Source organism: Stutzerimonas sp. KH-1, from assembly GCF_054483855.1.
On record NZ_CM137011.1, the window covers coordinates 2,174,382 to 2,197,339 of the forward strand.

The 22,958-nt window shown below is 56.3% G+C and carries 19 protein-coding genes and 6 pseudogenes; 16 read left to right on the top strand and 9 right to left on the bottom strand.

Annotated features, from left to right (window positions below; translation table 11 throughout):
* Positions 1 to 14 precede the first annotated feature (14 nt).
* From ACX1DW_RS10430 to ACX1DW_RS10465, 8 genes are all read left to right on the top strand, one after another.
* Entirely contained in the window at positions 15 to 596 is a 582-nt protein-coding gene (locus ACX1DW_RS10430; RefSeq protein WP_267937300.1) for an aromatic-ring-hydroxylating dioxygenase subunit beta, read from the top strand.
* 69 nt (positions 597 to 665) lie between these two features.
* The gene (gene hcaB / locus ACX1DW_RS10435) at positions 666 to 1,445 is read left to right on the top strand and encodes a 3-(cis-5,6-dihydroxycyclohexa-1,3-dien-1-yl)propanoate dehydrogenase (RefSeq protein WP_458993335.1); all 780 of its coding nucleotides are present in this window, start codon (positions 666 to 668) and stop codon (positions 1,443 to 1,445) included.
* 47 nt (positions 1,446 to 1,492) lie between these two features.
* On the top strand, positions 1,493 to 2,944 hold the full coding sequence (locus ACX1DW_RS10440; protein ID WP_458993336.1) for an aldehyde dehydrogenase: 1,452 nt from the start codon (positions 1,493 to 1,495) through the stop codon (positions 2,942 to 2,944).
* Between the two features lie 27 nt (positions 2,945 to 2,971).
* Positions 2,972 to 3,880: a 1,2-dihydroxynaphthalene dioxygenase gene (nahC, locus tag ACX1DW_RS10445; protein WP_458993337.1), complete on the top strand. Its 909-nt coding sequence runs from the start codon at positions 2,972 to 2,974 to the stop codon at positions 3,878 to 3,880.
* 406 nt (positions 3,881 to 4,286) lie between these two features.
* Positions 4,287 to 5,291: a dihydrodipicolinate synthase family protein gene (locus ACX1DW_RS10450; RefSeq protein ID WP_014819633.1), complete on the top strand. Its 1,005-nt coding sequence runs from the start codon at positions 4,287 to 4,289 to the stop codon at positions 5,289 to 5,291.
* A 258-nt stretch (positions 5,292 to 5,549) separates the two neighbouring features.
* Positions 5,550 to 6,188: a 2-hydroxychromene-2-carboxylate isomerase gene (locus ACX1DW_RS10455; RefSeq protein WP_009399909.1), complete on the top strand. Its 639-nt coding sequence runs from the start codon at positions 5,550 to 5,552 to the stop codon at positions 6,186 to 6,188.
* A gap of 113 nt (positions 6,189 to 6,301) precedes the next feature.
* On the top strand, positions 6,302 to 6,406 hold the full coding sequence (locus ACX1DW_RS10460) for an alcohol dehydrogenase catalytic domain-containing protein (protein WP_180983588.1): 105 nt from the start codon (positions 6,302 to 6,304) through the stop codon (positions 6,404 to 6,406).
* Positions 6,407 to 6,701: 295 nt separating this feature from the next.
* The gene (locus ACX1DW_RS10465; protein ID WP_312538087.1) at positions 6,702 to 8,102 is read left to right on the top strand and encodes an OmpP1/FadL family transporter; all 1,401 of its coding nucleotides are present in this window, start codon (positions 6,702 to 6,704) and stop codon (positions 8,100 to 8,102) included.
* A 244-nt stretch (positions 8,103 to 8,346) separates the two neighbouring features.
* Here the strand turns inward: ACX1DW_RS10465 and ACX1DW_RS10470 are convergent.
* The 6 genes and pseudogenes from ACX1DW_RS10470 to ACX1DW_RS10495 all read right to left on the bottom strand — a co-directional run.
* Positions 8,347 to 8,478: pseudogene (locus tag ACX1DW_RS10470) on the bottom strand (IS5/IS1182 family transposase); the annotation flags it as partial.
* A gap of 176 nt (positions 8,479 to 8,654) precedes the next feature.
* Positions 8,655 to 8,921, bottom strand: a pseudogene (locus ACX1DW_RS10475) (transposase); the annotation flags it as partial.
* Between the two features lie 44 nt (positions 8,922 to 8,965).
* Positions 8,966 to 10,526, bottom strand: a pseudogene (gene tnpC / locus ACX1DW_RS10480) (IS66 family transposase).
* A gap of 19 nt (positions 10,527 to 10,545) precedes the next feature.
* Complete coding sequence (gene tnpB / locus ACX1DW_RS10485; protein ID WP_003292067.1) at positions 10,546 to 10,905, bottom strand: IS66 family insertion sequence element accessory protein TnpB; 360 nt, start codon at positions 10,903 to 10,905, stop codon at positions 10,546 to 10,548.
* An 86-nt stretch (positions 10,906 to 10,991) separates the two neighbouring features.
* Positions 10,992 to 11,144: pseudogene (locus tag ACX1DW_RS10490) on the bottom strand (transposase); the annotation flags it as partial.
* Positions 11,141 to 11,260, bottom strand: coding sequence for a hypothetical protein (locus ACX1DW_RS10495; protein WP_313666383.1), 120 nt, complete (start codon positions 11,258 to 11,260; stop codon positions 11,141 to 11,143). The pseudogene ACX1DW_RS10490 and the gene ACX1DW_RS10495, both read right to left, overlap by 4 nt.
* A 306-nt stretch (positions 11,261 to 11,566) precedes the next feature.
* On the opposite strand from ACX1DW_RS10495, the pseudogene ACX1DW_RS10500 reads away from it, so the two are divergent.
* Positions 11,567 to 12,088: pseudogene (locus ACX1DW_RS10500) on the top strand (IS5 family transposase); the annotation flags it as partial.
* A gap of 566 nt (positions 12,089 to 12,654) precedes the next feature.
* Here ACX1DW_RS10500 and ACX1DW_RS10505 read toward each other — a convergent pair.
* Both ACX1DW_RS10505 and ACX1DW_RS10510 read right to left on the bottom strand, forming a co-directional pair.
* Positions 12,655 to 14,073, bottom strand: coding sequence for an FAD-dependent monooxygenase (locus ACX1DW_RS10505; RefSeq protein ID WP_003292084.1), 1,419 nt, complete (start codon positions 14,071 to 14,073; stop codon positions 12,655 to 12,657).
* Complete coding sequence (locus ACX1DW_RS10510; RefSeq protein ID WP_014819624.1) at positions 14,073 to 15,053, bottom strand: IS5-like element ISAch1 family transposase; 981 nt, start codon at positions 15,051 to 15,053, stop codon at positions 14,073 to 14,075. The genes ACX1DW_RS10505 and ACX1DW_RS10510 overlap by 1 nt, the downstream gene beginning before the upstream one ends.
* Before the next feature lie 429 nt (positions 15,054 to 15,482).
* Here ACX1DW_RS10510 and ACX1DW_RS10515 point away from each other — a divergent pair.
* A pseudogene (locus ACX1DW_RS10515) lies at positions 15,483 to 15,671 on the top strand (transposase domain-containing protein); the annotation flags it as partial.
* A gap of 55 nt (positions 15,672 to 15,726) precedes the next feature.
* Here the strand turns inward: ACX1DW_RS10515 and nahR are convergent.
* Complete coding sequence (nahR, locus tag ACX1DW_RS10520) at positions 15,727 to 16,629, bottom strand: HTH-type transcriptional activator NahR (protein ID WP_003292087.1); 903 nt, start codon at positions 16,627 to 16,629, stop codon at positions 15,727 to 15,729.
* 155 nt (positions 16,630 to 16,784) lie between these two features.
* Here nahR and salA point away from each other — a divergent pair, with 155 nt between their 5' ends.
* The 6 genes from salA (at position 16,785) to dmpE (ending at position 22,952) form a co-directional block, all read left to right on the top strand.
* A complete protein-coding gene (gene salA / locus ACX1DW_RS10525; protein ID WP_458993338.1) occupies positions 16,785 to 18,098 on the top strand; it encodes a salicylate 1-monooxygenase in 1,314 nt (437 codons plus the stop codon).
* A gap of 442 nt (positions 18,099 to 18,540) precedes the next feature.
* On the top strand, positions 18,541 to 18,879 hold the full coding sequence (locus ACX1DW_RS10530) for a 2Fe-2S iron-sulfur cluster binding domain-containing protein (protein ID WP_003292091.1): 339 nt from the start codon (positions 18,541 to 18,543) through the stop codon (positions 18,877 to 18,879).
* Positions 18,876 to 19,799 carry a catechol 2,3-dioxygenase gene (locus ACX1DW_RS10535; protein WP_458993339.1) on the top strand — a complete coding sequence of 308 codons (924 nt, stop codon included), beginning with the start codon at positions 18,876 to 18,878 and terminating at the stop codon, positions 19,797 to 19,799. The genes ACX1DW_RS10530 and ACX1DW_RS10535 overlap by 4 nt, the downstream gene beginning before the upstream one ends.
* Before the next feature lie 36 nt (positions 19,800 to 19,835).
* The gene (locus ACX1DW_RS10540) at positions 19,836 to 21,296 is read left to right on the top strand and encodes a 2-hydroxymuconic semialdehyde dehydrogenase (protein WP_033045116.1); all 1,461 of its coding nucleotides are present in this window, start codon (positions 19,836 to 19,838) and stop codon (positions 21,294 to 21,296) included.
* A gap of 10 nt (positions 21,297 to 21,306) precedes the next feature.
* A complete protein-coding gene (locus ACX1DW_RS10545; RefSeq protein ID WP_003292095.1) occupies positions 21,307 to 22,155 on the top strand; it encodes an alpha/beta fold hydrolase in 849 nt (282 codons plus the stop codon).
* An 11-nt stretch (positions 22,156 to 22,166) separates the two neighbouring features.
* On the top strand, positions 22,167 to 22,952 hold the full coding sequence (gene dmpE, locus ACX1DW_RS10550) for a 2-oxopent-4-enoate hydratase (RefSeq protein ID WP_003292096.1): 786 nt from the start codon (positions 22,167 to 22,169) through the stop codon (positions 22,950 to 22,952).
* The last annotated feature ends 6 nt before the right edge of the window (positions 22,953 to 22,958 follow it).

Here is a 22,958-nt window from a genome sequence, read left to right on the forward strand (position 1 = left end):
AGACGAGAGGGACCATGATGATTAATATTCAAGAAGACAAGCTTGTCTCCGCCCACGATGCCGAAGAGTTTCTTCGTTTCTTAAATTCCGGCGACGAGGCTTTGCAACAAGAAGCTACCACGTTGCTAACCCGGGAAGCGCATCTTTTAGACATTCAGGCTTACCGCGCCTGGTTAGAGCACTGCGTGGACTCAGAGGTGAAATATCAGATTATCTCACGCGAACTGCGCTCAGCTTCCGAGCGCCGTTACCAGCTCAATGAAACCATGAACATTTTCAACGAGAATTATGAACAACTGGAAGTTCGCGTAGCGCATCAACTGGATCCGCAAAACTGGGGCAATAGTCCAAAGGTGCGCTTTACTCGTTTCATCACAAATATCCAGGCTGCAATGGACGAAAATGAAGATTTGCTTCACATTCGCTCCAACCTAATTGTTCACCGAGCACGACGCGGCAATCAAGTCGATGTCTTCTATGCCACTCGGGAGGATAAATGGAAGCGCGGCGAAGATGGAGCGCGTAAGTTGGTCCAACGATTGATTGATTATCCAGAGCGCACATTCCAGACGCACAATGTGATGGTCTTTATGTGACCCAATAATCGCCTTTACAAATGGTGACTGCTACAAGCGGTCCCATTGTTAAAAAGGAAATTTGTGTGTATGAGCAATCAACAAGTCGTTTCGATAACCGGTGCTGGCTCAGGAATTGGTCTCGAACTGGTTCGATCCTTTAAGTCCGCCGGTTATTGCGTATCCGCTCTCGTACAAAACGAGGAGCAAAAGGCGAGCCTTTGCAATGAGTTCAAGGACGCACTCGAGATCGTCGTGGGCGATGTCCGGGACCACGCAACAAATGAGAAGCTGATAAAGCAAACAACCGATAGATTCGGCCATCTCGATTGTTTCATTGCAAATGCCGGTATTTGGGATTACATGCTTGGCATCGAAGAGCCTTGGGAGAAAATATCGAGCAGTTTTGATGAGATATTCAACATCAATGTCAAGAGCTATTTCAGCGGTATCAGGGCCGCCCTGCAGGAACTGAAAAAGACTAGCGGATCAGTGGTGATGACCGCTTCAGTGTCGTCCCATACGGTCGGTGCTGGTGGTTCATGCTACATCGCCAGCAAGCATGCGGTCCTGGGCATGATGAAAGCTTTGGCTTACGAATTGGCTCCCCACATTCGCGTCAACGCCGTAGCACCGGGCGGCACTGTGACGCCTCTGAGCGGTCCCGCAAGCGCCGGCTTCGACAAAACTCACATGGAAAACATGCCCGGTATCGAGGACATGATCAAGGGTCTAACGCCTCTTGGAATTTCAGCCAAGGCCGAAGACGTAGTGGCACCCTATTTGTTGTTGGCGTCGCGAGATCAAGGGAAATTCATTACCGGGACTGTCATTAATATAGATGGAGGGATGGCGCTCGGTCGCAAGTAGGTTTGTCGCCTATCTTGAAATAATAACTAAATTTCTGGTAAAACCGCATGAATACAAAATTGTTTATCAACAATGTCTGGGTCAATTCCAGTGACCAACAGACCTTCGAGCGAAAGCACCCCGTCAGTGGTGAGGTGATGACGGAGTGTGCAAACTCCACGGTGAGGGATGCGTTAAAGGCCGCGCAAGCTGCCCAAGAGGCTTTCCAGACCTGGAAGACTGTTGGCCCTTCGGAGCGTCGCCGCCTTCTGCTGAGGGTTGCTGAGGTTATGGAAAGTAAAACACCCGAGTTTATCGAAGTGATGGCCAAGGAGGTGGGAGCCTCCGCTCTTTGGGCCGGCTTCAATGTCCAGATGTCAGCCAATGTGTTCCGTGAAGCGGCATCGCTGGCTACACAAATTCAGGGGGAAACTATTCCGACAGACAAGTCTGACACGCTCTCAATGACGCTACGTCAGCCGGTCGGTCCGATCCTGAGCATCGTGCCGTGGAACGGCACCGCAGTGCTGGCGGCACGAGCCATCGCTTATCCGCTGGTCTGCGGCAACGCGGTGGTATTCAAAGGTTCTGAGTTTAGTCCCGCGACGCATGCCCTGATCACCCAGTGCGTGCAGGAAGCCGGGCTGCCTGCTGGCGTGCTCAACTATCTCAACTCTTCGCCTGACCGTTCGCCCGAGATCGCCGACGCACTGATCTCAGCCAAGGAGATCCGACGCATCAACTTCACGGGCTCCACCCGCGTGGGCAGTATTATCGCGCAGAAGGCCGCGCAACACCTCAAGCGCTGCCTGCTGGAGCTCGGTGGCAAGTCCCCACTTATTGTTCTGGATGACGCGGACATCGACGCAGCTGTCAAGGCAGCGGTGTTCGGTAGCTTCCTGTTCCAAGGTCAGATCTGCATGTCCACTGAGCGCTTGGTGGTTGATGAGAAGATCGCCGACGAATTTGTCGCCAAGTTTGCCGAAAAGGCCAAGCGTTTGAGCGCGGGCGACCCATGCGTAACTGGCGACTGCATCATCGGCCCAATGGTCTCGCCAAATTCAGGCGAGCGGATCAATGGTTTGTTCAAGGACGCGATCGACAAAGGAGCCACAGTTGCCTGCGGCGGCATGGCCCAAGGTGCGGTCATGCCGGCCACGATCCTGGATCACGTCAAATCCAACATGCGGATCTACGATGAGGAGACCTTCGGTCCCATCACTGTGGTGATCCGTTGCAACGGCGAAGCAGAGGCCATTCGCATTGCCAACGACAGCGCCTATGGCCTGTCGTCGGGCGTATTTGGCCGCGACATCAACCGTGCTTTGCGCGTGGGCATGTCCATCGAATATGGTTCAGTGCACATTAACGGATCGACTGTCCAAAGCGAGGCGCAGGCTCCATACGGAGGCACTAAGAACACTGGCTACGGGCGCTTCGACGGCCGTGCTGTGATCGATGAGTTCACAGAGCTCAAGTGGCTGACCATCGAGCCTTTCGAGCAGCAGTATCCCTTCTAATAAGCACTAACTCCATGGAATCAAACTATGAGTAAGCAACCTGCAGTTATTGAACTCGGATACATGGGCATCTCGGTCAAGGATCCTGATGCGTGGAAATCATTCGCCACGAATATGCTGGGCCTGCAAGTTCTTGATGAAGGTGAGAAGGACCGTTTCTATCTACGTATGGATTACTGGCATCATCGAATCGTGGTCCATCATAACGGCCAGGACGACCTGGAATACCTGGGCTGGCGTGTGTCCGGAAAACCGGAGTTCGAGGCTCTCGGTCAAAAACTCATTGACGCCGGTTACGATGTTCGCGTCTGCGATAAAGCCGAGGCTCAGGAACGAATGGTGTTGGGCCTGATGAAGACAGTAGATCCAGGCGGCAACCCGACCGAGATATTCTGGGGCCCCCGGATCGACATGAACAACCCGTTCCATCCCGGCCGCCCCCTGCACGGCAAGTTTGTGACTGGTGACCAAGGCCTGGGTCATTGCATCGTTCGCCAGACCGATGTCGAAGCTGCCCACAAGTTCTATAGTCTTCTGGGCTTGCGTGGGGACGTCGAATACCGGATCCCGCTGCCCAACGGCAGGACTGGCGAACTAACGTTCATGCATTGCAATGGTCGGGACCACTCCATTGGGTTTGGTGCCATGCCCGCTGAAAAGAGGCTCAATCATGTGATGCTTGAGTACACCGACATAGAGGATCTGGGATACACCCATCAACAGTTTGTAAAGAACGACATTGACATTGCCTTGCAACTTGGCATTCATGCCAACGACAAGGCATTGACGTTCTATGGTGCAACGCCTTCGGGTTGGCTCATTGAGCCCGGCTGGCGAGGTGCCAAGGCCATAGACGAAGCGGAGTACTACGTTGGAGACATCTTTGGCCATGGTATCGAGACCACTGGCTACGGCTTGGATGTAAAATTGAGTTAAAACTACAACCAAAGTTACAGGCGCAGGCTCTCTTCCAGATATGCGTTGGGGAAAATTACTTATGCTCCTGCAGTATTAATTTTCCCGATTTTGCTCCGGTTCACCCTCACATCGGGGCTGTAATAGATTATGCAAGGATCGTGGCGAATGAGGATGCTAGTCTCAGTCGTTCGATGCAGATCATGCATGGGGCCCAGCACTGCAAGTTCATGTTGACTTAACGAGCGACTGGCTCGTTAGTATTGATATCCGGAAGCTGTTCCTTAAACCGAACGTATAAAGGTGATTGGGCTCCAAGAGGCTACAGCTACGGTAACTCTAGATCCGTAATTTGGAGTCGGTCGCGATTGGACAACGATTCTGACTAACCTAGTTCCAGCTTTTTTACCTAACCAAGAGTGTCTCCATGTCGAATAAAACTATGAAACCAGCGCGTCTTACTGCCGAGGATATCCATGGTGTCTGGGCTATTATGCCAACGCCGGCTACTCCGGATGCTTCTAACTGGCGCAGCACTAACACAGTTGACTTAAACGAGACTGCTCGCATAGTTGAAGAACTGATTGCGGCTGGTGTCAACGGAATTTTAAGTATGGGCACTTTTGGCGAGTGCGCTACGTTGACCTGGGAGGAAAAACGTGACTATGTTTCGACGATTGTCGAAACCATTCGTGGTCGCGTGCCTTATTTCTGCGGCACCACGGCCTTGAATACCCGCGAAGTCATCCGCCAAACTCGTGAGTTTATGGATATGGGCGCCAGCGGTACCATGCTCGGTGTCCCAATGTGGGTGAAGATGGACCTGCCCACAGCGGTCCAGTTCTATCGTGATGTTGCAGAGGCGGTACCGGAGGCTGCCATTGCGATTTACGCTAACCCTGAAGCCTTCAAGTTCGACTTCCCTCGCCCCTTCTGGGCAGAAATGTCCAAAATTCCGCAGGTAGTAACTGCCAAATATCTAGGCATCGGAATGCTTGACTTGGACCTGAAATTGGCACCCAACATCCGCTTCCTTCCACACGAGGATGACTATTACGCGGCCGCACGCATCAATCCTGAGCGCATTACCGCGTTCTGGTCAAGCGGCTCCATGTGCGGCCCGGCTACCGCCATCATGTTGCGTGATGCAGTGGATCAGGCCAAGAGCAGCGGTGACTGGATCAAGGCCAAAGCCATCTCCGATGACATGCGCGCAGCCGATTCGACATTGTTTCCGCGTGGCGACTTTTCGGAGTTCTCGAAATACAACATCGGACTTGAAAAAGCACGCATGGATGCAGCTGGCTGGCTCACAGCTGGACCATGCCGTCCGCCCTATAACATCGTCCCAGAAGACTATATTGCTGGCGCCCTTAAGTCAGGCAAAGCTTGGGCCGCACTGCATGCTAAATACAGCAAGGAATTGAAGTAGTCCAACTCGATTGGTCTGGCGAAATGCTGGAAAAGACGCTGAACGATTTGAAATATATTAGATTAATCATATTTCTTGCGCTACTAGTAGGCGTCGCCAGTTCGGCAAATTTAGCTAAGACTGCTAGTCTCGCAGACTCGGGTGTGAAGTCAGGCTTTAGGAATACCGAATGAAGCCAGCATATCAAGCCGACGATGGGTGCCATCCTTGATGAGGCAACCCACTGTTGGTTGGCTTAGTTTTTTGGAGTGTTTGATTGTGATTGTTGATTTCTATTTCGACTTTTTGAGCCCTTTTTCTTACTTGGCTAACCATCGCTTGTCGAAGCTAGCCCACGATTATAGCTTTTCCATTCGCTATCACTCGATTGATTTGGCGCGAGCCAAAATCGCCATCGGAAACGTAGGCCCCTCCAATCGCGATCTGAAAGTCAAACTTGCCTATTTGATGGTGGATTTAAAACGCTGGGCCGAGCTGTACGGATTACCGTTTTTATTTCCTGCCAATTACAATAGCCAACGGATGAATGCTGGGCTCTATTACTCGGGTGCCGAAACGCAGACTGCTGCTTACGTGAATACAGTATTCAATGCAGTTTGGGGGGAAGGTATAGCTCTGGACTCGGAAAGCCTGCTTGCCCTAGTGTGCGGGACTCTAGGGTGGGATCGCGCTGCTTTCGAGGAGTTTCTCAGCAGCGACGCTGCAACAAATGCGTATGATGAGCATACCCAGGCCGCCATCGAACGTAAAGTATTCGGTGTACCAACGATGTTTTTGGGCGATCAAATGTGGTGGGGCAACGACCGTCTATTTATGCTCGAGAACACACTGAGGTGCGGCTGTAGTGCTGGAATAGCCGCCGCGGGGGAAACCGGAGTAAAACCGGTAACAGAATGAGATGGAAATCAAAGCGGCAATAGTCCGTAAAAAAACGGCCCATTCTTATTCGGGCATGTAGCTCTTAATGAGCTGCAGAAGATCAAGTTCTCGTTATATTGGTTGCGACCGGGTTGTGTCATACGGATCTGATTTGTCGCGATCAGCATTATCCGGTTCCGCTCCCGATGGTTTTAGGGCATGAAGGGCCTGGTGTAGTTCCTGCTATTCAATCGTAAGCTTCGTGGAATCGTCGAAGATCAGTCGATTTCAGATATTTTTATTCCGAGGTTGGTGGAACTTTATCGCCAGGGGAAGTTTCTATTTTACAAGCTAATTAAGTTTTATCCTTTTGAGGAAATCAATCGAGCCGCCGAAGACTCGGAAGAAGGGGTCACGCTCAAGCCGGTGCTCCATATTGGTTGAAACGTGCTGGTAGAATTACGCGGCTCGTGTGGGCTTTTCTAAGGTTGCGGGCAGTTTGCTTTTAGTGATGTTGTATCCCAAAAACAAAATTAATAAACGGTGGAACATATGATTAAAAAAACAAATTTACTCAATAAAACAATTAGTGCTGCGATCTTGGGTATTGCGTCAAGCCATGCGGTAGCGACGGAAGGTGTGTTTTTGGAGGGCTTTGGCGCGGTTTCCAGAAGCATGGGCGGTACGGCTGTTGCTCATTATGTCGGGCCCGCGTCAATGATGGTCAACCCAGCGACAATGGACTTGTCTGATGCGACAGGTGAAATACTGCTAGGGCTAGATGTGGTTACCACAGATATCAGCGCCACCAATCTTGGTACAGGCGAGAAAGCGTCATCAAGTCGGCATTCTAATAATAGAGGCCCCTATGTTGCCCCTCAGCTTGCTTTTATCCGTAAAGTTTCTAACTGGACCTTTGGCGCGGGCATATTCGCACAAGCGGGGATAGGGGTCGAGTATGGGAAGGACAGTTTTTTGTCCCGCGGCGATATTGGCGGAATGGGCTATGCCGCCGATGCTGATACCGGCCTTGAGAACGCCAGTCGCTTGTTTGTACTTGACATACCTTTTGCCGTGAGTTTTAAGATTAACGATCGTCTTGTTATCGGTGGATCGCTAGATGCAAAATGGAGTGGTTTGAATCTCGATTATTTGCTGGGAACGAGCCAGTTGGGTAGTCTCGCCGGTGATGGGCGTGTGTCCGGTTCGCTGTTGGGCTTGATCGGCACTTTACCCGACCCGCGGGGTGTGCATTTGAGCGTTAGCCAAAACAAGGAACTTGCGAGTGGTGTCGATGGTTGGGGATACTCGGGTAGGTTAGGTTTGCTATATAAGATTACGCCAACGACCAAGTTGGGTATCTCCTACATGCTCAAAAGCCATATGAACGATTTGAAAGGGAAGGGGACTGTTACCGCGGTAGATGGCCTCATCGGTAATGTGCCTATCGAGGGCGAGGTTCGTGTTTTAGACTTTAATACCCCTGCCAAACTTGACGTGGGTCTGAGCCACCAAGTTACGGACAAATTACTCGTTGCTGTTGATGTGTCTCGCGTTTTTTGGAAGGATGCCTGGAAGGATATAAAGGTAGGGTTTTCTAGTGATGTTGGTGATGTCGACTTAAGACTTCCTCAAAATGCCAAGGATTCAACAATAGTGGCGATTGGGGCTTCGTATGCAGCTACCCCGAATTTAACAGTGCGAGCAGGTTACCGTCAGGCGACGCAGCCCTTTAATGATGAGGGATTGTTGGCGCTAGTTCCGGGTATTTTGCGGAAACACGCTTCCTTGGGATTCAGCTACCAAGTATCAAAATCGGGTAGGTTCGATGCTGCGTATTCGCATGCCTTCGAGCAAAGTATGACCAATCGATCGGCTTACAACACCTCGTCGCCCGTGAGATCGTCCATGTCGCAAGATAATTTCGTCTTAGCCTATAATTATTCATTCTGATTAAATCGCTATCGTGAGCATCTGAAGTTCGTACTAATTAATTTTAGCCGCTGTCTTTGTTGGCTCGATCTTCGGGGGCAATAGCGATCTGGTTGACTAGGATGGTCTGAAGTAGTCACGTATTTCTGGCTGACTTCAGCCCTGCCAATTTTAAAAGCGGCGATTCGTCTAAAAAACGATCGAATCATCTATTCTTTCTGGATTTTTAGCCGCCGCGAGCACCTCGCGGCGGCCATTTCCCGCATTACAGGCGCACCTCTCCTGTATTCGCCAGTAAATGTCGGCGCGCCATCCACAGGTTCGACAGGGCGAACAGCGTCACCAACTGCGCCGTGTTCTTCACCAGCCCTCGAAAGCGAACTTTGGTGTAACCAAAGTAAGCGCTCCATAAACCCACCTACCGCTAAGGACGGTCTGAAGTAGTCACGTATTTCTGGCTGACTTCAGCCCTGCCAATTTCAAAAGCGGCGATTCGTCTAAAAAACGATCGAATCATCCATTCTTTCTGGGTTTTTAGCCGCCGCGAGCACCTCGCGGCGGCCATTTCCCGCATTACAGGCGCACCTCTCCTGTATTCGCCAGTAAATGTCGGCGCGCCATCCACAGGTTCGACAGGGCGAACAGCGTCACCAACTGCGCCGTGTTCTTCACCAGCCCTCGAAAGCGAACTTTGGTGTAACCAAACTGGCGCTTGATCACCCGAAACGGGTGCTCGACCTTCGCCCGCACCTGCGCCTTGGCCTTCTCGACCTTGCGCTTGGCTTTGTAGAGCGGGCTGCTCTTGCCAAGCTTCTTGTAAGTGCTGCGGCGTGCCGCGACGTAAGCGCTCCATAAACCCACCTACCGCTAACAAGGTTCGCAAGTCAGGATGCAGTTGCTGGCGAGCAGTTCCATGGCAGCAGTGCTTCGCAGTCGTCTACGCTGCTGGCGGTCGGCAGGCGTTCGAGGATGTGGCGCAGCCAGGCGTAAGGTTCCTGGCCGTTGGCCTTGGCGGTTTCGATCAGGCTGTAGATCTGCGCGCTGGCCCTGGCGCCTTTCGGGGTGTCGCTGAACAGCCAGTTCTTGCGGCCGATGACGAACGGGCGGATGGCGTTCTCGGCGCGGTTGTTGTCGATTGGCAGGTGGCCGCCTTCGAGGTAGCGCACCAAGCGGCTCCAGTTGCTGGCCAGGTAGTTCACCGCCTTGCCCAGGGCGGTCTGTCCGGCGACCTGTGGTTGGGTCTTGTCCAGCCAGGTCTTAAGTTGGTCGATGATCGGTCGGCTGCGCTGCTGGCGGGCGGCGAGGCGCCCGCTGTCGTCGGCTTCTTTCAGCTCACGCTCGATGCCGTAAAGCTTATTGATCAGGTTCAGCACGATGTCGGCGCGCCCGGTCTTGCCCTTGGGCTGCACCTTCTGTGCTTCGACGAACTTGCGTCGCGCATGCGCCCAGCAGGCCAGGCGTTCGATGCCCTCTTGTGCGGCCACGGCGTTGTAGCCGGCATAGTCGTCAGTCATCAGGTAGCCGCGGTAGCCTGCGAGCAGGCGCAGCGGTACTTCCTGCGCACGGCTGGATGAGTAGTCGAACAGGATCACCGGTTTGTCGGGTGGCCCACCGCTTTGCACCCACATCCAGGATTGCGTGGTGGGGTCACGACCCGGCTCATGCAGTACCTGCAGCCGGGTTTCGTCGCAGTGCAGCACCGGGTAGTCGAGCAGCCGGTCGCGCATCAGGTTGATCACGGGTTGCAGCTGTTCGCCGCACTGGATTACCCAGCGCGCCAGGGTCTGGCGAGAGATGTCGATGCCGTGCCGGCTGAGCATCCTCTCGAAGCGGTACAGCGGGATGCCGTCGGCGTACTTGGTGGCCAGCAGCATCGCCAGCACGCTGGGGCTGGCCAGGCTTTTCTCGATCAGCTGGGCTGGCTTGTCGGCGGTGACCGGTGCCGCTTCGCAGGCCTTGCAGGCATAGGTCTTGCGGATATGGCGGATCACCCGCACCTGCATCGGGATGATCTCCAGCTGCTCGCTGGTTTCTTCGCCGATGGCCTGCTTGCGGCAGCCGCACTCGCAGGTCAGCGCGTGCTCGGGCAGTTCGTGAATGACGTCAATACGCGGTAGCTTGGCCGGCAGCGGCTTGCGCTTGCCACGGCGCTTGAGCGGCACCATAACCTCTTCTGCCTCAGCTCCATCACCGCCTGGCTCGTCAGTGCAAGCACCCTCTTCGACCAGCTCTTCGGCCTCGTTGAACATGGCCAACTGCGGCGAGTCGCGCATCCTCGGGGCTGCGCTCTGACTTCGGCGAGAACAGTTTGTGGCGCAGCAGAGCGACCTGTTCCTGAAGTTGACTGATTTTGTTCAGATCAGATTGACGTGCCAGCAACACTTGCGACAGCAACTGCTTGAGCGCGTCGGGATCGTCAGGAAGGGTATCGGGCACGGCAATCATGGCCGTGGATTATACCGGCTCAGGCCACGTAACGCGGCGTCAGGACTTGATGAGGGCGGTTTCGCCAGAGGTCGATGCCGTCGAGCAGCCAGTTCAATTCGTCGACCGTCAGCTCGATGGGCTCATCGCCGGCATCGGGCTTGGTCTTGAAGCGCTCGGCCTCTAGGCGTTTGAGCCACAGGCAGAAACCATTACGCTCCCAATAGAGGATCTTCACCTGGTTGCGGCTGCGATTGAGGAACACGAACAGTACCGGGTTGAACACTTCCACCTTTATATCCAACTCGACGAGTGCCGCCAGGCCGTTGATGGATTTACGAAAGTCGACAGGCTTGGGATAGAGATAGACCTTCTGCACCTTGGCGTCGGGACGCATCATGGCAGCTGCTCCTGAAAAGAAATCAGGAGCGCAGCATCGTCTGGCTATCGGTTCGTTTGAAGATGGGGTTTATGGAGCGCTTACTAACCAAACTGGCGCTTGATCACCCGAAACGGGTGCTCGACCTTGGCCCGCACCTGCGCCTTGGCCTTCTCGACCTTGCGCTTGGCTTTGTAGAGCGGGCTGCTCTTGCCAAGCTTTTTGTAAGTATTGCGGCGTGCCGCGACCTGCCAGATCACCCATAGGGCGCCGTCGAGAGCACATTGACACTGCCGCGCTTCGCGCCATGAAGCTTGCCGCGACGATTGCGCTCCATGATCTTGGCGCGCTCGTATTCAGCGATCATGCCCTGCATCTGCAGCAACAGCGCCTCTTCCGGGGTCGCGCCGATGGCGTGATTGAGGAATCACGACCTCGACGCCGAACGCCGACAGTTCCTCGATGAGAAGAACCTGGTGCGCGTACTTTCGCGATAGGCGGTCCGGTGACAGCACGTAGAGACGCTCGATCAAGCCGAGTGCCGCAATCGATACGACCGGCAGTGATCTTGCGCAGCCCGCTTGCACATTGGTTGGCAACGGGGGAAGCTCATTAAGGAAACTCTGAAGAAGACTTCCTGATTTGGCAAAATGCCCAGACTCTCCACCCGCCCGAGTTTCCGATGAAACAGATCACTTTCGCCGACGCCGAGTACGCCGGTAAGCGCAAGCAGACCCGCAAGGAATTGTTCCTGATCGAGATGGATCGGGTTGTGCCATGGAAGGGTTTGATTGCCTTGATCGAGCCGCATTACCCCAAGGGCGAAGGCGGCCGACCCGCCTATCCGCTGATGGCGATGCTGCGCGTACATCTGATGCAAAACTGGTTCGGCTACAGCGATCCGGCGATGGAAGAAGCGCTGTACGAGACCACCATCCTGCGTCAGTTCGCCGGGTTGAGCTTGGAGCGCATTCCTGACGAGACCACCATCCTCAATTTCCGCCGGCTGCTGGAGAAGCATGAGTTGGCGGCCGGTATCCTTGGCATGATCAATGGCTACCTGGGAGATCGCGGCCTGTCGCTGCGCCAAGGCACCATCGTCGATGCCACGCTGATCAATGTGCCGAGTTCGACCAAGAACAAGGACGGCAAACGCGACCCGGAGATGCACCAGACCAAGAAGGGTAACCAATATTACTTCGGCAGTGCGACCCGAAAGTCGCATGGGTTTCTGTTCCGCAGGTTAACGCCCGACGGAACCGACTGTTCCACCACTCGTTCCCTACCCAGACAGGCGTGGCCGGTAACAGCCGGGTCTGAAGCTCTGGGACAATGTTACCGCCGATATTTCGGTAGGTCGAACCGCGAGGCCAGACTGAATCTGCCAGCATCAAGGCGGAGATTAGCTAGGGATGAGCGGGTACGGCTAACACAAGTGAACCTCATATAAACGTCGTCATAGTGTCGAGCCTGCTGGAAATGACCTGAACCGGGCACCGGTTGCGTGATGCAACCGGCCATTCACGATGCTCTGCGAGCGCCCAAGTCGGCGTTCGGATGCCAAGGAGCTGCACTTTCGAATCCTGGCTCAGTCCGGATGAGTGTTTTTAGAGGTGCCCCAAGAGGCTTAGGCCATCAAGACCCAGGATGGTAAAGATTTCCACAACTCGCTTCCCGGTTAATCGCAATGCTGCTCCGCTTAGGTGAGTAGCATTGCACCACAGGTCTTCTACGGTAAATTACATTCCGAGGTGACGTAGAAAGCCCGCATCACAACCAGGTGCCGCCCTGGCGTTCATCCGGCTCGTTGAGATCGCTAGCATCGAAGCCGTGGATCCAATCGAGGTGATGCACCATGGCATCATGAGATGCAAGACGTGCATCGCGCCGATCCCTCTCTTCACCCGGTGGCAAGTGCAACATATCGCCAGTGGTCACGGACGCATACACAACTTTGCGCGCCCGGCCACGACGCAGTCGCTCGTAACGTTCAAAGGTTTCTGCAATCGACGCGGAACCCGCAGCGGCAATGCAGTCAGCAAGGACCACGGCATCCTCGATCGACTGGTTGGCACCCTGTCCATGGTGCGGTACTAGGGAATGTGCAGCATCACCGAGCAGCGTTACCCGACCTTTGCTCCAGCGGCCAAGGGTCATACGATAAACCATTCCCCATCGCTGATTTACTGTCTTCAAGGTGTTCGAAGCGATCATCTCGACGAGAGCAGGATGCCAGTCCTTGAAGAGGCGTAGCTGTTCACCGTCGTCTGTAGGCGCAGTCGACTGTTTTAGTGGCCAAGTCGTCGGAGTGCGCTCTACGAGAAAGAAATTGATGTCTCCTTTTCTGTCTCCGCCGATCGGGTAGTGAAGACAGTGGCCGGACTCACCCATCCAGAATTGAATAGCGGTCGGATCAGGCATGCTCGGTATTTTATCGATTGGAACAATCCCACGAAATGCTGTGTACCCCGCGTATATGTAATCTTCATAGCCGAGCATCAAATTCCGTACGGTGGAACGCATCCCGTCAGCACCGATGACTATATCGGCTTCCGCTTTGCTGCCATCCTTAAAATGTAACACTACCTGTTCGCCAGTGTCATCGATATTTACTAGGCGTTTATTCAGGTGGATGCGTTCCATACCCACCTTGGTGGAGAGGATTCGTTGCAACTCGGCCCGGTGGATGCCGAGATATGGGCCGCCGAAAAGGTCTCGATACGCCAGCCCGCCGGCGTGCCTGCCGATTTCACGGCCAGTCTTTCCGTCCCGGTAGATCAAAGCAGAGATTTCAAACGCAGCCTCGTCAAACTCCTCGCCCAAACCCCAGTGGTTATAATAAAAACGCGTGGCATTGGCGGATAATGCGACCGCGGCACCCACCTCACGCAACTCCTCCGCTTGCTCGTATATATCAACGTCGATACCGTGGTGGCGCATCGCAATCGCAAAGGTCAAGCCACCGATGCCGCCACCGACCACAGCAATGCGGCGTATTTTATTGGTTTCTTTTTCATTCATAATTATTATCTCTTTCTTATAAGGATGGTCTGAAGTAGTCACGTATTTCTGGCTGACTTCAGCCCTGCCAATTTTAAAAGCGGCGATTCGTCTAAAAAACGATCGAATCATCCATTTTTTCTGGATTTTTAGCCGCCGCGAGCACCTCGCGCCGGCCATTTCCCACATTACAGGCGCACCTCTCCTGTATTCGCCAGTAAATGTCGGCGCGCCATCCACAGGTTCGACAGGGCGAACAGCGTCACTAACTGCGCCGTGTTCTTCACCAGCCCTCGAAAGCGAACTTTGGTGTAACCAAACTGGCGCTTGATCACCCGAAACGGGTGCTCGACCTTCGCCCGCACCTGCGCCTTGGCCTTCTCGACCTTGCGCTTGGCTTTGTAGAGCGGGCTGCTCTTGCCAAGCTTCTTGTAAGTGCTGCGGCGTGCCGCGACCTGCCAGATCACCGCCCGGCCTTCATGTTCGGAGCGCTTTTCGACGCCCGTGTAGCCGGCATCGGCGCAAACGACGTTTTCGTCGCCGTGCAGTAACTTGTCGACCTGAGTGACATCCGCCACGTTGGCTGGCGTACCGACTACGCTGTGTACCAGACCCGACTCATCATCCACTCCGATGTGGGCCTTCATGCCGAAGTAATATTGGTTACCCTTCTTGGTCTGGTGCATCTCCGGGTCGCGTTTGCCGTCCTTGTTCTTGGTCGAACTCGGCGCATTGATCAGCGTGGCATCGACGATGGTGCCTTGGCGCAGCGACAGGCCGCGATCTCCCAGGTAGCCATTGATCACGCCAAGGATACCGGCCGCCAACTCACGCTTCTCCAGCAGCCGGCGGAAATTGAGGATGGTGGTCTCGTCCGGAATGCGCTCCAGTCTCAACCCGGCGAACTGACGCAGGATGGTGGTCTCGTACAGCGCTTCCTCCATCGCCGGATCGCTGTAGCCGAACCAGTTTTGCATCAGATGTACGCGCAGCATCGCCATCAGCGGATAGGCGGGTCGGCCGCCTTCGCCCTTGGGGTAATACGGCTCGATCAAGGCAATCAAACCCTTCCATGGCACAACCCGATCCATCTCGATCAGGAACAATTCCTTGCGGGTCTGCTTGCGCTTACCGGCGTACTCGGCGTCGGCGAAGGTCATCTGCTTCATCGGAAACTCGGGCGGGTGGAGAGTCTGGGCATTTTGCCAAATCAGGAAGTCTTCTTCAGAGTTTCCTTAACAGGGGCGGTGAGTTGCAGCGTCTCATGCCGTGGCGTGAGAGCCCGCTCTGACCACGCTCCCATTAATGATGCCGTTGGGTGAAAAATAGAGAAGGCTGTTATATAAGTAAATAAGCGAATTTGTATAGATATCATCGCCGGCATGAATATTGAGGGGAAAGTATGCAGCTGCATGTGTCAAGGCCGATGTAAAACTGACCCACCTGGGCTAACGTCGCGGCCTTGTCGAGGCTGCTTATGTTGATTAGAACGAGCAGCATCCGCACAGCGCTTTGAAATATCGCTCGCCGAGGGAATTCAGGCGCTTGGCAGTAGCATCAACGGGGAGTTGGTGTCCGGTTTGGTAGGGGCAAGTCCATCGAACTGGTTGTTTGCCGGGTCGCTACGCAGCGGCAAACGAGCGGCGGCGATCATGAGCCTGATCCAGTCGGCCCGCATGAACGGACATGATCCGTATGCCTATCTCAAGGACGTGCTGACACGACTGCCTACGCAGCGGGCCAGTAAGATCGGCCAACTGCTGCCGCATCAGTGGGTACCTGCCTGAATCACGCAAGGTGAGTTCGGCGTACGCTTACGTATCGATCACCCCGGATTGTCACTCAATCCGAAAACAGCTCGAACATCAGTTGTCGCAACCAGATGTTGGCTAGGTCCTTGTGATATTTTGCGTGCCAGAACATGTTAATGGGGATTTCTGGTAGGTCGATGGGGATTGGCAGCACGCTCAAACCGAAGGGCTCTACACAGCAGTCAGCGAAGCGCTCAGGTACGGTGGCGAGTAGCTCCGTATGCTGGAGGATATGGCCGACGGCGACGAAGTGCGGAACCTCTAGGCGAATGTCCCGCCGGATGCCAGCTCGCGCCATATGGGAATCTACTTCGCCGTGGCCAGTGCTGGCGGCGATGACACGTATATGGCTGTAGGCACAGAAGCGCTCCAAGGTCAGTGGCTCTCTGGTGGCCGGGTGGTTCTTACGGCACAAGCACACGTAGCGGTTATGGAGAAGCCGACGCTGTAAGAAGCCGGCCTGTAGGTTGGGTAGCAGGCCTACGGCCAAATCTACTGTACCGTCTAGTAACGACTGTCCCAAACTCACCGAGCTGCCGCGTACCGTGCTGATTGTGCAATGGGGGGCCTTACGAGTGAGCGCATCTATTAACCGCGGCATGAAATATATCTCACCAATGTCGGTCATGGCCAAGGTGAAGGTACGCTCGCTGGTTAAAGGATCGAAACGCTCTTCGTGATGTAGCGCTTCGCGCAGACTGTGCATGGCATGGGCGATAGGCTCAGCTAAATGTGCAGCATAGGGCGTAGGCTCCATGCCTTGGTGGGTACGCACGAATAGTTCGTCCTGCAGTGCGGTGCGCAGGCGCTTCAGGGCGTTGCTTACGGCAGGTTGGGTTAGGCCTAGGCTTTGCGCGACGATAGAGACACGCTTGTCGACCATCAACTGGTTGAATACTACCAGCAGGTTTAAATCCAGGTCATGCAGTTCCATGGAGCCTCGCTATGCTGTTGACGTGGTCCTGCCAGAGCGGCAGCATCGGACATTCTCACTATGAATATATAATATAGGGATTAGTGTATTTATCAATAGTTATGGCTTCGCTACTGTTGGAGATATCCCAATAATAAAGTCATGACAGGTATTGCATGAACGACATGAACGGTAAGAAACCAGCCTTGCGCGTCGCTATAGTCGGCGGCGGAATTTCAGGCCTTGCCTTGGCATTGAGCTTGTGCAAACACTCCCATCTTAATGTGCAGCTATTCGAGGCTGCCCCGGCGTTCGGTGAAGTCGGTGCTGGTGTGTCCTTCGGGCCTAACGCAGTGCGCGCCATTGTCGGTTTGGGTTTGGGTCAATCCTACTTTCAGGTTGCTGATCGGACTCCGCAGCCTTGGGAGGATATTTGGTTTGAATGGCGGCGCGGTAGCGATGCTAGCTATCTAGGCGCCACCATTGGGCCGGGCGTAGGTCAGTCCTCTGTACACCGGGCTGATTTCCTTGACGCCCTAGTAAGACACCTTCCAGAAGGTATCGCCCAATTTAGGAAGCGTGCCACCCAAATCGAGCAGCAGGGTGATGAACTGCAAGTGCTATTCGCCGACGGCACAGAGTACCGCTGCGATCTTCTAATCGGCGCCGACGGCATTAAGTCAGCGCTTCGTAGCTATGTGCTGGAAGGTCAGGGGCTGGATCATCTAGAACCACGTTTTAGCGGTACCTGTGCATACCGGGGCATGGTAGATAGCCTGCAACTGCGCGAAGCCTTTAGAATAAAGGGCATTGACGAGCACTTGGTGGATGTCCCGCAGATGTACTTAGGGCTCGATGGCCATATTCTTACCTTCCCGGTGAGAAAAGGCCGCATTGTCAACGTGGTAGCGTTCACCTCCGACCGTAGCCAGCCGGAACCGACTTGGCCCGCGGACGCTCCCTGGGTACGGGAAGCGAGCCAGCGCGAGATGCTCGATGCGTTCGCGGGCTGGGGCGATGCCCCGCGCGCCTTACTGGAGTGCATCCCGGCGCCAACTCTCTGGGCACTGCATGACCTGCCGGAACTGCCAGGCTACGTACACGGTCGGGTTGCCCTGATCGGCGACGCAGCGCACGCCATGCTGCCGCACCAAGGGGCCGGTGCAGGGCAAGGGCTTGAGGACGCCTATTTCCTCGCCCGGCTGTTGGGCGATAGTCGGACCGAAACAGGCAACCTCCCCGAGCTGCTTGGAGCTTACGACGACCTGCGCCGCCCTCATGCCTGTCGTGTGCAACGAACCACTGTGGAAACCGGCGAGTTATACGAGTTGCGCGACCCCATTGTAGGTGCGGACGAACAGCTGGTGGGGGAAATACTGGCGACTCGTTTCGACTGGCTATGGAACCATGATCTCGATGCCGATGTGGCTGAGGCCCGACTGCGCATGGGCTGGGAGGCGCATGAGCAAATTGCGCTGCGTCAAGGGTAAGAGGCCGTGTCGATAGTGGCTAAGGTTTCGAAGGCGAGTAATTGAAGTGTTTTCTGCGAACGGGTTACGTGATGCACATAGGCTTGCGTTTAGTGCTAGGTGCAAAATATCACTTTGTTTCAGCCGCTAGGCCGACGCCCATGGGAGCCGTTGGATCTGTAAATATAGTTAGATTCTGATCTAAGCACAGGCAGCCACCGCATTGGTGCCAGTGGACCGCAGATACCACGGTAACCCATTAGGATTTCATACATGCTGCGCCAAAGAGCATCGCTAGAGAGAACAATGCAAACCAATAACAAGAGTTCGTTCCGTTACACCTTAATAATCAGCGCTCCCGCGATGACAATCAATACTTCCCTAGCGATCGCCAAACTGGTCAGGACTTGTATTTGGAGGTCCTGCAGCGGTGCCCACTGACGCACATGTCGACGGAGGCGGGATGCCAACGGTCTTTGAAATCACTGTACGGCCTGATGGGGAGAGCTTCGTCTGCCAGCCGCAGCAGTCAGTGCTTCGTGCTATGGAGGCCCAGAACAAGCACTGCCTACCAGTTGGCTGTCGCGGCGGCGGGTGCGGCCTGTGTAAGGTGCGGGTGCTGACCGGTGATTACGAATGCGGGCGTATGAGCTGCAAGCACGTACCGGTAGAGGCCCGCGAACAAGGCTACGCCCTGGCCTGCCGACTGTTTGCCCGTAGCGATCTATGTATCGAGCGTTATTCAAAGCCGTGCTATGAAAATACGGTCGACCCACAACAAAGAGAAAAGGTGACGTCATGAACAAAGGTATAATGCGCCCCGGCCATGTGCAGCTGCGTGTACTGGACATGAGCAAGGCCCTGGAACACTACGTCGAGTTGCTGGGCCTGATCGAGATGGACCGTGACGATCAGGGCCGTGTCTATCTCAAGGCTTGGACCGAAGTTGACAAATTCTCCGTGGTGCTACGCGAAGCCGACGAACCTGGTATGGATTTTATGGGTTTCAAGGTTGTGGATGAGGATGCTCTCCGGCAACTGGAGCGGGATCTGACGGCATATGGCTGTGCCGTTGAGCAGCTACCCGCAGGTGAGCTGAACAGTTGTGGCCGGCGCGTGCGCTTCCAGGCACCCTCCGGGCATCACTTCGAGTTGTATGCAGACAAGGAATATACTGGAAAGTGGGGTGTGAATGAGGTCAATCCCGAGGCATGGCCGCGCGATCTGAAAGGCATGGCGGCTGTGCGTTTCGATCATTGCCTACTGTATGGCGACGAATTGCCGGCGACCTATGACCTGTTCACCAAGGTGCTCGGCTTCTATCTGGCCGAACAGGTGCTGGACGAAAATGGCACGCGCGTCGCCCAGTTCCTCAGCCTGTCGACCAAGGCGCACGACGTGGCCTTCATCCATTGCCCGGAGAAGGGCAAGTTCCACCATGTGTCGTTCTTCCTGGAAACCTGGGAGGACGTGCTGCGCGCAGCCGACCTGATCTCCATGACCGATACCTCTATCGACATAGGCCCGACCCGACACGGCCTGACTCACGGCAAGACCATCTACTTCTTCGACCCTTCGGGCAACCGCAACGAGGTGTTCTGTGGCGGCGATTACAACTACCAGGACCACAAACCCGTGACCTGGCTGGCCAAGGATCTGGGCAAGGCGATCTTCTACCACGACCGTGTGCTCAACGAACGCTTCCTGACCGTGCTGACCTGAAACCAGCCTGTCTGGCCTTTTGCAGAGATTGCATAGATGAAAGAGATCAAGCACTTCATTAACGGCGCCTTCGTCGGCTCGGCCAGCGGCCGCACCTTCGAGGACGTCAACCCCGCTAATGGCCAGGTGATTGCCCGTGTTCACGAAGCTGGTCGCGCCGAAGTCGACGCAGCGGTGCAGGCCGCACGCGCCGCGCTGAAAGGCCCCTGGGGCAAGATGAGCGTGAGCGAGCGGGCGGAGATCCTGCACCGCGTGGCCGACGGCATCACCGCACGTTTCGACGAGTTCCTCGAAGCGGAATGCCTGGATACCGGCAAGCCCAAGTCGCTCGCCAGCCATATCGACATCCCGCGCGGTGCGGCCAACTTCAAGGTCTTCGCCGACCTACTGAAGAACGTCGCCACCGAAGCCTTCGAGATGGCCACGCCGGATGGTAGTGGCGCGATCAACTACGCGGTGCGCCGCCCCAAGGGGGTGATCGGGGTGATCAGCCCGTGGAACCTGCCGCTACTGCTGATGACCTGGAAGGTCGGCCCGGCCCTGGCCTGCGGCAACACGGTGGTGGTCAAGCCCTCGGAGGAAACCCCACTGACTACCGCGCTGCTCGGCGAGGTGATGCAGGCGGCCGGCGTGCCGGCTGGGGTGTACAACGTGGTGCATGGCTTCGGCCCGGATTCGGCCGGCGCCTTCCTCACCGAGCACCCGGACGTCAACGCCATCACCTTCACCGGCGAAACCCGCACCGGCGAGGCGATCATGCGCGCGGCGGCCAAGGGTGTGCGGCCGGTGTCCTTCGAACTGGGCGGCAAGAACGCCGGCATCGTCTTCGCCGACTGCGACCTGGACAAGGCCATCGAAGGCAGCATGCGGTCGGTGTTCGCCAACGGCGGCCAGGTCTGCCTGGGCACCGAGCGCCTGTATGTCGAGCGGCCGATCTTCGATGAGTTTGTCGCCCGCCTCAAGGCCGGCGCCGAGAGCCTGGTGATAGGTACGCCGGATGACCCGCAGGCCAACTTCGGCCCGTTGATCAGCCTGCAGCACCGCGAGAAGGTCCTCTCCTATTACCAGAAGGCGGTTGATGAGGGCGCCACAGTGGTCACCGGCGGCGGCGTGCCCGAGATGCCGGCCGAACTGGCTGGCGGCGCCTGGGTGCAACCGACCATCTGGACCGGCTTGGCCGACGGTGCCGCGGTGGTCACCGAGGAAATCTTCGGGCCCTGCTGCCATATCCGCCCGTTCGACCGCGAGGAAGAAGCCGTCGAGTTGGCCAATAGCCTACCCTATGGCCTGGCGGCGACCATCTGGACCGAGAACACCTCGCGCGCGCACCGCGTCGCCGGGCAACTGGAGGCCGGCATCGTCTGGGTTAACAGCTGGTTCCTGCGCGATCTGCGTACCGCCTTCGGCGGCAGCAAGCAGTCGGGTATAGGCCGGGAAGGGGGTGTGCACTCGCTGGAATTCTACACCGAGCTGAAAAACATCTGTGTGAAACTCTGAGGAGCTGGCCATGAACGCACCGCAGCAAAGCCCTGAAATCGGTCGCGAAATCCTCGCCGCTGGCTACCGCACCAACCTGCATGATCAGGGCGAAGGCTTCCCGGTTCTGCTGATCCACGGCTCCGGGCCGGGCGTCACCGCCTGGGCCAACTGGCGCGGGATCATTCCGCAGCTGGCGCAGACGCGCCGGGTGGTCGCTCCGGACATGCTCGGCTTCGGCTACAGCGAACGTCCGGCCGATGGACAATACAGCCAGGCGCGCTGGGTCGAGCATGCCATCGGCGTGCTCGACGCCCTCGGCATCCAGCAGGGCGACATCGTCGGCAACTCGTTCGGCGGCGGGCTGGCGCTGGCACTGGCCATCCGTCACCCCGAGCGCGTGCGCCGGCTGGTGCTGATGGGCAGCGTCGGCGTGGCCTTTCCGATCACCGAGGGGCTGGAAATGGCGTGGGGCTACACGCCGTCGCTGGCCAACATGCGCAGGCTGCTCGATCTGTTCGCCCACGACCGCACCCTGGTCAACGACGAGCTGGCCGAGCTGCGCTACCAAGCCAGCATCCGCCCGGGCTTCCAGGAGTCGTTCGCCGCGATGTTCCCGCCGCCACGGCAGAACGGAGTCGACGATCTGGCCAGCAACGAGGCCGATATCCGCGCCCTGCCCCACGAAACCCTGGTCATCCATGGCCGCGAGGATCGGATCATCCCGCTGCAGGCTTCGCTGACCCTCGCGCAGTGGATTCCCAACGCCCAACTCCACGTCTTTGGCCATTGCGGCCACTGGACCCAGATCGAACACGCCGAGCGTTTCGCCCGCCTGGTCGAGAATTTCCTCGCCGAGGCCGACGCCCTCCATTCCTGAGAGAGACCGATATGGACAAGACATTGATCAACGAACTCGGCGACGAGCTCTACCAGGCGATGGTCCAGCGCGAGACCGTGTCGCCGCTGACCAGCCGCGGCTTCGACATCACGGTCGAGGACGCCTACCACATCTCCCTGCGCATGCTCGAACGCCGCCTGGCGGCCGGCGAGCGGGTGATCGGCAAGAAGATCGGCGTCACCAGCAAGGCCGTGCAGAACATGCTCAGCGTGCACCAGCCGGACTTCGGCTACCTCACCGATGCCATGGTCTACAACAGCGGCGAGGCAATGCCGATCAGCGAGCGGCTGATCCAGCCACGCGCCGAGGGCGAGATCGCCTTCATCCTCAAGAAGGATTTGATGGGGCCGGGCGTGACCAACGCCGACGTGCTGGCTGCCACCGAATGCGTGATCCCCTGCTTCGAAGTGGTCGATTCGCGCATCCAGGACTGGAAGATCAAGATCCAGGACACCGTCGCGGACAACGCCTCCTGCGGGCTGTTCGTGCTGGGGGACCAGGCCGTCTCACCGCGCCAGGTCGATCTGGTCACCTGCGGCATGCTGGTTGAGAAGAACGGCCAGCTGCTCTCCACCGGCGCTGGAGCGGCTGCGCTCGGCTCGCCGGTCAACTGCGTGGCCTGGCTGGCCAACACCCTCGGCCACTTCGGCATTGGCCTCAAGGCCGGCGAAGTGATCCTGTCCGGCTCGCTGGTTCCGCTGGAACCGGTCAAGGCCGGTGATTTCATGCGCGTCGAGATCGGCGGCATCGGCAGCGCCTCCGTGCGCTTCATCTGATCGAGG

Excerpts from the sequence above, each read along its gene's own strand:
- ACX1DW_RS10450 (WP_014819633.1), top strand. The coding sequence starts at position 4,287 with ATGTCGAATAAAACTATGAAACCAGCGCGTCTTACTGCCGAGGATATC.
- hcaB (WP_458993335.1), top strand. The coding sequence starts at position 666 with ATGAGCAATCAACAAGTCGTTTCGATAACCGGTGCTGGCTCAGGAATT.
- ACX1DW_RS10510 (WP_014819624.1), bottom strand. The coding sequence starts at position 15,053 with ATGAAGCAGATGACCTTCGCCGACGCCGAGTACGCCGGTAAGCGCAAG.
- nahR (WP_003292087.1), bottom strand. The coding sequence starts at position 16,629 with ATGGAACTGCATGACCTGGATTTAAACCTGCTGGTAGTATTCAACCAG.
- ACX1DW_RS10530 (WP_003292091.1), top strand. The coding sequence starts at position 18,541 with ATGCCAACGGTCTTTGAAATCACTGTACGGCCTGATGGGGAGAGCTTC.
- ACX1DW_RS10535 (WP_458993339.1), top strand. The coding sequence starts at position 18,876 with ATGAACAAAGGTATAATGCGCCCCGGCCATGTGCAGCTGCGTGTACTG.
- nahC (WP_458993337.1), top strand. The coding sequence starts at position 2,972 with ATGAGTAAGCAACCTGCAGTTATTGAACTCGGATACATGGGCATCTCG.
- ACX1DW_RS10440 (WP_458993336.1), top strand. The coding sequence starts at position 1,493 with ATGAATACAAAATTGTTTATCAACAATGTCTGGGTCAATTCCAGTGAC.
- ACX1DW_RS10430 (WP_267937300.1), top strand. The coding sequence starts at position 15 with ATGATGATTAATATTCAAGAAGACAAGCTTGTCTCCGCCCACGATGCC.
- ACX1DW_RS10465 (WP_312538087.1), top strand. The coding sequence starts at position 6,702 with ATGATTAAAAAAACAAATTTACTCAATAAAACAATTAGTGCTGCGATC.
- ACX1DW_RS10545 (WP_003292095.1), top strand. The coding sequence starts at position 21,307 with ATGAACGCACCGCAGCAAAGCCCTGAAATCGGTCGCGAAATCCTCGCC.
- ACX1DW_RS10505 (WP_003292084.1), bottom strand. The coding sequence starts at position 14,073 with ATGTGGGAAATGGCCGGCGCGAGGTGCTCGCGGCGGCTAAAAATCCAG.
- ACX1DW_RS10540 (WP_033045116.1), top strand. The coding sequence starts at position 19,836 with ATGAAAGAGATCAAGCACTTCATTAACGGCGCCTTCGTCGGCTCGGCC.
- ACX1DW_RS10495 (WP_313666383.1), bottom strand. The coding sequence starts at position 11,260 with ATGCAGGGCATGATCGCTGAATACGAGCGCGCCAAGATCATGGAGCGC.
- tnpB (WP_003292067.1), bottom strand. The coding sequence starts at position 10,905 with ATGATGCGTCCCGACGCCAAGGTGCAGAAGGTCTATCTCTATCCCAAG.
- salA (WP_458993338.1), top strand. The coding sequence starts at position 16,785 with ATGAACGACATGAACGGTAAGAAACCAGCCTTGCGCGTCGCTATAGTC.
- dmpE (WP_003292096.1), top strand. The coding sequence starts at position 22,167 with ATGGACAAGACATTGATCAACGAACTCGGCGACGAGCTCTACCAGGCG.